This window comes from Pontibacter sp. HJ8, assembly GCF_054824225.1.
The window spans coordinates 1-2,898 of record NZ_JSYF01000458.1; the positions used below are offsets into that span (position 1 = coordinate 1).

Consider the following 2,898-nt stretch of genomic DNA (forward strand, 5'->3'; position numbering starts at 1 on the left):
CAATCATTCATTTTGAGTAAAGCCTAATTTCTCTACTTTAAAGTACTATACGAACCTCTTTTTGATTTATATGAAAAGATTGCTAGTCATCTGCCGGCACGCTGAATCAAATGACCCTTTTCCGCTCCAACCTGATTTTGAGCGGGAACTGACAAAACAAGGCATACACCAGGCACGCGCTACTGGTCAATGGATACGCGAGAATTACCAGAAGGTAGATGCCCTGTTAGCAAGTCCGGCCCGACGAGCCAGTGCCACGGCCCGGCATATCGCTGCAAAACTTTACTTTGATGAAGAGAAAATTAATTATGATCCTGAACTCTACAACGCCCGCGAAAGTTTCCTGATCAATGCCCTCAGCCAGTTGCCTGCTACCGCCACACGCGTTCTGCTGGTGGGCCACAACCCGGGTGTAACCCGCCTGGCCAGAACCCTTACAGATGAGCACGTTGGCTACCTGGAGCCCGCCGCTGCCATTGTTATAACATTTGATATTAGTAGCTGGGAGGAAATACATACAACGGCAGGCAAAATAGAAAATCACTTCGAAGTACAGTAGGGTAACAGCGCCTGTCCATTTTATATTGCAAATTTTTTTATAGTTTTATCAGCTCAACAGAATTCCACTTCTTTTACTGCTGAATCTGCATGAAAACAAAAATAGTAGCCGTTATCAACCAGAAAGGCGGCACTGGCAAAACCACGACGACCATTAACCTGGGGAGCGCGCTCAGCAAGCAGGGCCACAAAGTATTGCTTCTTGATCTTGACCCGCAAAGCAACCTGTCCTATTCCCTGGCAGTTTCTTCTCCCGATGCCACCCTGGCAGAGGCTTTTCTGGGAAGTAAAACGCTTCAGGAGATTATGGTCGAGAAAGATGGTCTTTGGGTAGCACCGGGCTCCAATGACCTGGTGGATGTGGAGATCTCTCTCGTTTCCCAGCCGGAGCGGGAAAAATTTCTGAAAAACATGCTGGCACAGGTAAAGGGATTCGATTATGTCCTCATCGATTGTCCGCCTTCCCTTTCTGTCCTCACCCTGAATGCCCTCACAGCTGCCCAGGAAGTTTTGATCCCCTTGCAGATGGAGGTTCTCACGTTGCAGGGCCTTGACCAGATCATGAATACCATTAACAAGGTAAAAAAAGCCTTTAACCCGAAACTTAAAATAAAGGGAATCGTAGTGGTGATGTTTGATATCAGAAGAAAGCTAAGTTTGGAAGTACTGGAATACCTGCGGGAGAACGTGAAAGAGAAAATATTCGACAGTCACATCCGCCTCAATGTCAAGCTGGCAGAGGCACCCTCATTCGGAAGAAGTATATTGGATTACGATAGTTCTTCCAACGGAGCAAAAGATTACAGCGCATTGGCAGCTGAGTTTAGCAACTCATAATTTTCAATGTTTTTTTGCTATTTTCTACATTCACCAAAATTGACTAAATTGCGATAATATTCCTGAAACCTTAACTCTGCTCATGGCCTCTCTACGGCTATGCACCAGAGTTTTTGATTCATAGCAACTACCCAACTCAACCCTAATTATATGGCCTTAGGTAAAAATTTGAAGCTGAGCAAAGACAAGCTCATCAGTGACGTAGAAACCAGGCAACCAGAGAAAGCAACTGCCTCTAAAGCGAAGGCCAAGGAGCAGGTAGCAAACCCTACAGCAAGTGTGGCAGTGGAGAACGAGCAGCCAACAGCTGAGGAGACAACAGCGAAGGCCTCTGCAAGCCCTGCAGCAGAGCCTGCTGTCGCTAAAAAATCGAATGGTGCCAGTACCTTACCTTTGAAGAATGGCCCTAACGGCAAGGCTTCCCGCAAGCAGATTCTGCCGTCTAACCCGGAGTACATCAGCGAGCAGCTGAACAAGGTGCTCTATGCCCTCGATGCTTTTAAGAAAGGGGACATCTCTGTTCGCCTCACCAAGCAAAACGAGGATATTTTTGCTGAGATCGCTGAAGCCTATAATTCGATGGTGGAAATGATCGGTGGTGTAGGTGGAGAGGTATCCCGTATCTCGAAAGTTGCCGGTGTGGAGGGTAACCTGAAGGCACGTGCTTCTGCCGAAAATGCTTCCGGTTTCTGGAAAGACATGATCAATAACATCAATGGATTGGTTGACTCCATTGCTGTTCCGGTACTTGAGGTGGGTAAAGTATTGAAGAACATTTCCAGAGGTAACCTGGACGAGACCTTCCAGATTCCTGTTTCAGGGGACTTCAAGGTCATGGCCGAGACCATCAACCGCACGATCGATAACCTGAACCTGTTTGCCGGTGAGGTAACGCGTGTGGCGTTGGAAGTGGGTACAGAAGGTAAATTGGGTGGCCAGGCTTCGGTGCCAAACGTAGCCGGTGTCTGGAAAGACCTGACCGATAATGTAAATACAATGGCCAGCAACCTGACCTCTCAGGTGCGGGATATCTCGAATGTTGCCACGGCTGTTGCCAAAGGTAACCTGGCCCAGAAAATATCAGTGGATGTGCGCGGTGAGTTTGCCCAGCTGAAGGACAACATGAATCAGATGGTGGACTCGCTCAACATCTTTGCAGACGAAGTAACCCGTGTGGCACGTGAGTACGGTACGGAAGGTCGCCTTGGTGGCCAGGCCAAAGTACCGAACATCGGTGGTGTCTGGAAGGACCTAACGGACAACGTGAACACGATGGCCAGCAACCTTACCTCGCAAATGCGTGACATTGCCAACGTTTCTACAGCTGTTGCGAAGGGAGACCTGACCCAGAAGATCACGGTGAATGTAAGAGGGGAGATGGCAGAGCTGAAAGACATCATCAACAAGATGGTGGACTCGCTCAATATCTTCGCCGGTGAGGTAACCCGCGTGGCGCGTGAAGTAGGTACGGAGGGTAAACTGGGTGGCCAGGCTGCTGTACCG

At 48.7% G+C, this 2,898-nt stretch carries 3 protein-coding genes; all 3 read left to right on the forward strand.

What is annotated here, in order from left to right; all coding sequences use genetic code 11:
* The first annotated feature begins 70 nt into the window (after positions 1-70).
* A complete protein-coding gene (locus OB13_RS17760) occupies positions 71-559 on the forward strand; it encodes a SixA phosphatase family protein (RefSeq protein ID WP_461491526.1) in 489 nt (162 codons plus the stop codon).
* An 89-nt stretch (positions 560-648) separates the two neighbouring features.
* Complete coding sequence (locus OB13_RS17765; RefSeq protein WP_461491527.1) at positions 649-1,395, forward strand: ParA family protein; 747 nt, start codon at positions 649-651, stop codon at positions 1,393-1,395.
* Positions 1,396-1,545: 150 nt separating this feature from the next.
* Positions 1,546-2,898 (forward strand): HAMP domain-containing protein (locus OB13_RS17770; protein ID WP_461491528.1); only part of this gene is annotated, 1,353 nt, incomplete at its 3' end.